Here is a 6,684-nt window from a genome sequence, read left to right on the forward strand (position 1 = left end):
TCACGCCGGCCATGAACAGCTGACCGACCGAGGTGTTGGTTGCAACCGAGTACATCACCATCACGATGGATGGCGGGATCAGGATGCCCAGCGCGCCGCTGGTGGTAATCACGCCGGCGCCGAAGCTGTTGGGGAAGCCTTGCTTGACCATGGCCGGCAACAGGATGGAGCCGATGGCGACCACGGTGGCCGGACTGGAGCCGGACACGGCGGCGAACAGTGCGCACGCCATCACGCCAGCTAGGCCGAGGCCGCCATGCCAGTGGCCAACCATGCTGGTGGCGAAGTTGATCATGCGCCGCGCCACCCCGCCGTGGGTGAGGAAGTTACCGGCGAGGATAAAGAACGGGATCGCCATGATCTCGAACTTCTCGATGCCGGTGAACAGCTTCAGTGCCACCGCCTCGATCGGCACTTCGGTCATGGTGAACAGGAAAGTGAGTACCGTCAGACCGAGCGAGATCGAAATCGGCATGCCGGTAAGCATCAGGACAATCAATAGTCCGAAAATGATCAGCGCGCTCATTTGTTGTCATCCTTGTGCTTGATATCGTGCGGGTGCAGGTTGTCGTCCATGGCGAACCAGTTGCTGTCTTCGGCAACGTCATCCATGCCTTCAACGTGGCTGTGGTCATGCTTGGGCAGCTCGCCGGTGCGCAGGAAGTTCCAGGTGACCTGCAAGAAGCGGAAGCACATCAGGTAAGAGCCGCAGGGAACGGCGAGGTAGACTAGCCACATTGGCACTTCCAGATCGGCCGAGGTCTGCTCGGTGTGGGCGATTTCCCAGACAAAGGTCGCGCCCAGTGTGCCGACGATGGCCGTGAACAGCGCGCCAGCCAGCAGGCCCAGCACGATAAAGCGGCTGCGGTTTTTATCCCCCAGTTTGTTGATCAGCACATCGACACCGACGTGGATGCCAGTGCGCACACCGTAGGCGGCGCCGAACTTGGCCATCCACACAAACAGGTAAATAGTCAGCTCCTGTGCCCACGCCATATTGATATGGGCGAGATAGGGGTAGAGCAGGTCGATGCCAGCGCCGTAGCGGTGGGCGACGGCGGCAAAGGTAATCAAGGTGGCGGCGGCCATTAAAAAGGCGATCAGCCACTCCTCGAGATGGTCGAGGAATTTGAGCATGGGGTCTCTCCATACAAAAGGGCGCTACCCGTCAGGAGTAGCGCCCGGGGACGGGGCTATCAGTTAGCCTTGAAGCCGGTGGCGGTCTGAACCGATTTCAGCAGGTCGGCACCGATGCGGTCGGCCATCTTGGCGTGTACAGGTGCCAAAGCTTTGCGGAAAGCGGCGCGTTCGGCCTGGGTCGGGTTGTAGACGGTGGTCTTGCCCGAGGTGGCGATTTTCTTGAGGTCGGCCTCGTTTTCCTGCTTGGCGATCTTGTTGGCGTAGGTCGTGCTGTCGCGCATTGCGCCTTCCAGCTGGCTGCGTACATCAGCCGGCAAACCATCCCAGAATTTCTTGTTCACGATCACCGCATAGCCCAGATAGCCGTGCGCGGTGGTGGTCAGGTTCTTCTGCACTTCGTGCATCTTCTGGGTGTACATATTCGACGGCGGGTTTTCGGTGCCGTCGACCACGCCGGTCTGCAGCGCCTGATACACCTCGGAGAACGCCATTACCTGCGGCATTGCGCCCAGTGCGCGCATTTCTTCGTCCAGCACCTTGGACGACTGGATGCGCATCTTCAGGCCCTTGATGTCGGATGGCAGCTTGATCGGCTTGTTGGCCGACAGGTGCTTGAAGCCGTTATCCCAGAACGCCAGACCCTTGATGCCCTTGCTATCCAGTTTGCCCAGGAGCTGCTGGCCGATCGGGCCTTGGGTGACTTTGTGCAGTTCATCGTAGTTGTCGAAGATGTACGGCAGATCGAACACTTCATATTCTTTTACGCCCAGCGGGCCGAATTTGGCCAGGGACGGTGCCAGCATCTGCACAGCGCCCAGTTGCAGGGCTTCCAGTTCTTCCTTGTCTTTGTACAGCTGGCTGTTTGGATAAATCTCAACCTTGACCTTGCCCTTGGTGCGCTCTTCGGCCACTTTTTTGAAATATTCGGCGGCTTTGCCCTTGGGGGTGTCCTTGGCCACGACGTGGCTGAATTTGATAACGATTTCGCCGGCTGCGAAGGCGGAGCCTGCAGCAAACGTGGCGGCGATGGCCAGGGCGGTCAGTTTGAGTTTCATCGGTTTCTCCAGTGTTTTGTGATTGTTCATGCAGCCCTTGTTCCCAGGCTGTCATTAGGGTGTAAAGTAGAAACCTCTGCCTTTTATATCTATTGGGGAATTCCGCAATAGGGAATACCCTCATATGTCATGAAATACCTGTTGTCAGTGATTAAGCCGCGTTCGGTGCGGTTGTTGTTGTCGTTTACCGGCGTGGCTTTTATTGCCTTATTGCTGTGCATAGGCAGTATTTCCTTGTTGCTGTACCGCGATTGGCAAGAAGAGCAACGCGATACCCTGATTCAGGATGTGTTGTGGCTGGAGCAGTCGATCCGGGTATCACTGGATGGCGAACGGTATTGGGCGCAGAACATGGCGACATCACTGGCCGGCGTTAAGCGTAGCGTCGCCCACCTGGCCAATGCGCGCCCCTTGTTCCTGCGTGAACACCCCGATGTGGTCGAGCTTGGCCTGGTTGTCTCTGCCGATCTGGCGGAGAAAGCGCGGGTGGCGCCGGAGATGGATGCCTTATGGCGTGCCGCCCGGCTGGGGCATGCCGCCTATGGCGAGCCTTATCAGGGTCAGGATGGACGCTACCGTTTTGATCTGGCTGTTGCCTTGCCGGACAGGCCGGGCCAGTTTTTGCGGCTGGTCTATCGCTTCGATCGTTTGCTGCAATCGCAGGTGCCGTGGTGGATGGCCGAGCGCTACCACATCAGTCTGGTTGATGTAGGCGGTAAGGTGATTGCCAGTAAGTTTCCGCAGCATGAACCGCAAGGCACGCTCAGTCACCAGCTCAGTTTCGATCCGCCCGGTTTCGGCCTCAGCCTGCGGGCCGTGTCGTACCGCCAGAGTCTGGGGGTGACGCTACCGGTGCTGGTGGGGGTCATCATCTTGTTGGCGCTGGCCTTGGCCGGCGCGTTCTGGCGTATCCGGCGCTATACCGGCGAGCGCTTGCGGGCCGAGCGTGCGTTGTCCGGCGAGATTTCGCTGCGTCAGGCGATGGAGGACGGGATGAAGAACGGCTTGCTGGTCTTTGATCTGAGTGGCCGCATTGTCTACGTCAACCGCGCATTTTGCCGCATGACGGCATCTGAAGCGGAGAGCCTGCCGGGACGAATGCCGCCCTATCCATTTTGGGTAGGGGGAGCGCCGGTCGATCTTCTGGCCATGCTCAAGGACTTCGGGTGCGACGGCTGGCCCGAGCACGGGCTGGAATTGCAGTTGCAGACGCCGCAAGGCAGTGTGGTCGAGGTGCGGGTGTATGTGACGCCGCTGGGCGATGGCGGCGGCGGGCAGCGCGGCTGGATTGCGTCCATGTACGATATTACCGAGCTAAAACGCCAGCGCCTGACCATGGTGGCATCGCGAGAGCGCTTTCTCGCTGTGTTGAATGGCTTGGAAACCGGATTGTGTGTGTCGGCGGGAGGGGGCTTGACCCTGCTTTATAGCAACCCGGCTTTTACCCGCTTGTGGCCGCTAGCGGGCGAGGGCAGTTATTGCGTGCTCTTGCCGGGCTTGCCCTTGCTGGCAGGCAGCGAAGGACAGCTGATCGAGTACGGCCCGGATGCCGCCGGACATTATTTCGAGCTGCAACATAGCCGGATCGAGTGGAGTGATGGCGAGCAGGCATGGTTGACGCGCTTGCGGGATGTGACCGAAGCCAGATTGCGCGACGAGCGCGAGCGTGCGCTGGAAGTCCGTTTCCAGACGACAACCCGGCTGGTGGCGATGGGGGAGATGGCTTCCAGTCTGGCGCATGAGCTGGGGCAGCCGTTGACCGCCATCAATACCTACGCCTCGGGGCTGAAGCGGCGTCTGGCCGGCGTTGAGTCTTTGCCCGATGGCGTCACCCCCGCCTTGCAGGCTCTTGCCGATCAGGCGCAGCGCGCTGGGCAGATTGTCGGCAGCATCCGTGCCTTTGTGAAAAAGCATACGCCGCAATTGCAGGAAGTGGATCCGCGAGTCTTGATGCCGCATGCGCTGAGTCTGGCGCAGCCCTTGGCCGACAAGCATCTGGTGCCGCTACGTCTGACGCAACTGGGCCGGCCATGTGCTCTGCAGCTTGATCCTGTGCTGATTGAACAGGTGATGCTGAATCTGGTCAAGAATGCCATCGAGGCGCAAGTCGAGGCCGGTGTCACGCGCCCGCGGGTGGATGTGCGTGCCGAAAGCGGTGTGTCCAGCTGGCGGGTCGAGGTGCAGGATAATGGCCCGGGCCTGTCCGAAGCGGCCTACGCCAATCTGTTTACCCCGTTTTACAGCAGCAAGGCTGACGGCATGGGCATCGGTTTGAATATCTGCCGTTCGATCATCGAATTTCACCGCGGCGAGTTTGGTGTCACCCGGACCCTGGCTGGCGGTTGTGTCTTCTGGTTTACCCTGCCGCTCTCCGGGCAAGAGCACGCCCTGCCGGACACAACATCGGGCAGGGCGTTTCAGGCCTAAACGGTGCAGGGCTTAATCCGGCGTCAGGATGGTTTCGTGCGCTTCGCTTAGGGTATCCGGATAGTCGCGGCTGTAGTGCAGGCCGCGGCTTTCCTTGCGTTCCATGGCCGAGCGCACGATCAGCTCGGCGCACAGCAGCAAGTTGCGCAGTTCGATCAGGTCATTGCCGACATGGAAGTGGCTGTAGTACTCGTCGACTTCCAGTTTCAACAGCTCGATGCGGTGCAGAGCACGCTTCAGGCGCTTATTGGTACGCACGATACCGACGTAGTCCCACATCGCACGCCTGAGTTCATCCCAGTTGTGCGAGATCACCACCTCCTCGTCCGGATCGGTCACCTGGCTGTCGTCCCAGTCCGGAATCTCGGGCAGTTCCTGTTCGGGTCGGGTCAGGATCAGGGCCGAAGCTGCCTTGCCTATCACCATGCACTCCAGCAAGGAATTGCTGGCCAGACGGTTGGCACCGTGCAGGCCGGTGCAGGCGGCCTCGCCCACGGCAAACAGCCCTTCTACATCGGTTTGCCCGGCAAGGTCGGTGACCAGACCGCCGCAGGTGTAGTGCGCGGCCGGCACCACCGGAATCGGCTGCTGGGTGATATCGATGCCCAGCGCCAGGCAGTGGGCGTAGATATTGGGGAAGTGCTCGCGTACGAAGGCGGCCGGCTTGTAGGAAATATCCAGATAGACACAATCGAGACCGTGCTTCTTCATCTCGAAGTCGATGGCACGCGCCACGATGTCGCGCGGTGCCAGTTCTGCGCGCGCATCGTGTTCGGGCATAAAGCGGGTGCCGTCCGGCAGCTTGAGAATGCCGCCTTCACCGCGTACCGCCTCCGAAATCAGGAAGGACTTGCTGTGCGGGTGATAGAGACAGGTCGGGTGGAACTGGATGAATTCCATATTGGCCACGCGGCAGCCGGCGCGCCAACCCATGGCGATGCCGTCGCCGGTGGCGGTATCCGGGTTGGTGGTATAGAGATAGACCTTGCCGGTGCCGCCCGACGCGATAATGGTGTGCTGGGCCGCGATGGTGATAATGCGGTCGCTGGCTTTGTCCAGCGCATAGGCACCGAAACAGCGTTTGCCTTGCTGTCCCAGCTTGGCGGAGGTAATCAGATCGACGGCAATATGCTCTTCCAGCAGGGTGATGTTGGGGTGGGCGCGCAGCTTCTGCCCCAGCGTGCTGGTTACGGCGGCTCCGGTGGCATCGGCCGCGTGGATAATGCGCCGATGGCTATGGCCGCCTTCGCGTGTCAGGTGATAGCCGGTCTGATGGGCTTCATCACGGGTAAAGGGCACGCCCAGTTCGATCAGCCAGTCTATGGCTTCCTTGGAGTGCTCGACAATAAAGCGGCTGGAGGCTTCGTTGCATAGGCCTGCGCCGGCGACCAGGGTGTCGGCTATATGGTGTTCGACCGAGTCTCCGGTATCCAGTACCGCCGCGATGCCGCCTTGGGCATAGCTTGAGCTGCCTTCCAGCAGGTCCCGTTTAGTGATTACGCACACCCGGCGCTGTTCGGCCAGATGTAGTGCCAAAGTCATGCCGGCCAGGCCGCTGCCGATAATGAGTACGTCAAACTTGAGCATGATAGATGTCCGCAAGCGATGGTTTCGCCGATAAAAGCTAGCGTATCAGAATTTTTGATGCCAAAAAGCTGTTGCTTGGTATATGTAACGGGTTGTTGGCAATAAATCGGGAATATCTTGCAAAAGGTGTTGACGCATCAGTTCAAGGTGCGTATATTTCGCCTCCTCAGCTGACGACGCAAACGAAACAAGCGGCGCGGCACTGCTCTTTAACAGAACGAACAACCGATAGGTGTGAGTGCTTGGCGATGCCAAACACTCGCACTGCAAGAAGATTGGAAACGTAAAGTTTCTTTGAACTTGCGTGCCAAAGTACGAAAAAAGCATAGAGATTGAACTGAAGAGTTTGATCCTGGCTCAGATTGAACGCTGGCGGCATGCTTTACACATGCAAGTCGAACGGTAACAGGGGCTTCGGCCTGCTGACGAGTGGCGAACGGGTGAGTAATGCGTCGGAACGTGCCAAGTAGTGGGG

Annotated in this window: 5 protein-coding genes and 1 rRNA gene; 2 read left to right on the plus strand and 4 right to left on the minus strand. The window is 59.4% G+C overall.

Features of this window, described 5'->3' with window-relative positions; translation table 11 throughout:
* The 3 genes from EGI20_RS15745 to EGI20_RS15755 form a co-directional block, all read right to left on the minus strand.
* The coding region (locus tag EGI20_RS15745) for a TRAP transporter large permease subunit (RefSeq protein WP_498632589.1) at positions 1 to 526 on the minus strand (526 nt) is incomplete at its 3' end.
* Positions 523 to 1,137, minus strand: a complete 615-nt coding sequence (locus EGI20_RS15750) for a TRAP transporter small permease (protein WP_498632591.1) — start codon at positions 1,135 to 1,137, stop codon at positions 523 to 525. The genes EGI20_RS15745 and EGI20_RS15750, both read right to left, overlap by 4 nt.
* A 59-nt stretch (positions 1,138 to 1,196) precedes the next feature.
* A complete protein-coding gene (locus EGI20_RS15755; RefSeq protein ID WP_498632592.1) occupies positions 1,197 to 2,195 on the minus strand; it encodes a TRAP transporter substrate-binding protein in 999 nt (332 codons plus the stop codon).
* A 129-nt stretch (positions 2,196 to 2,324) separates the two neighbouring features.
* On the opposite strand from EGI20_RS15755, the gene EGI20_RS15760 reads away from it, so the two are divergent.
* Positions 2,325 to 4,622, plus strand: a complete 2,298-nt coding sequence (locus EGI20_RS15760) for a PAS domain-containing sensor histidine kinase (RefSeq protein WP_498632594.1) — start codon at positions 2,325 to 2,327, stop codon at positions 4,620 to 4,622.
* A gap of 12 nt (positions 4,623 to 4,634) precedes the next feature.
* Here the strand turns inward: EGI20_RS15760 and nadB are convergent, their stop codons facing one another.
* Complete coding sequence (gene nadB / locus EGI20_RS15765) at positions 4,635 to 6,209, minus strand: L-aspartate oxidase (RefSeq protein ID WP_498632596.1); 1,575 nt, start codon at positions 6,207 to 6,209, stop codon at positions 4,635 to 4,637.
* A 334-nt stretch (positions 6,210 to 6,543) separates the two neighbouring features.
* Here nadB and EGI20_RS15770 point away from each other — a divergent pair.
* Positions 6,544 to 6,684 (plus strand): 16S ribosomal RNA (locus tag EGI20_RS15770); the annotation flags it as partial.

This window comes from Aquitalea sp. S1-19 (assembly GCF_024343515.1).

What these genes read in the sequence shown, in the direction of transcription:
- EGI20_RS15750 (WP_498632591.1), bottom strand. Translation starts at nt 1,137, where the DNA reads ATGCTCAAATTCCTCGACCATCTCGAGGAGTGGCTGATCGCCTTTTTA.
- EGI20_RS15760 (WP_498632594.1), top strand. Translation starts at nt 2,325, where the DNA reads ATGAAATACCTGTTGTCAGTGATTAAGCCGCGTTCGGTGCGGTTGTTG.
- EGI20_RS15755 (WP_498632592.1), bottom strand. Translation starts at nt 2,195, where the DNA reads ATGAAACTCAAACTGACCGCCCTGGCCATCGCCGCCACGTTTGCTGCA.
- nadB (WP_498632596.1), bottom strand. Translation starts at nt 6,209, where the DNA reads ATGCTCAAGTTTGACGTACTCATTATCGGCAGCGGCCTGGCCGGCATG.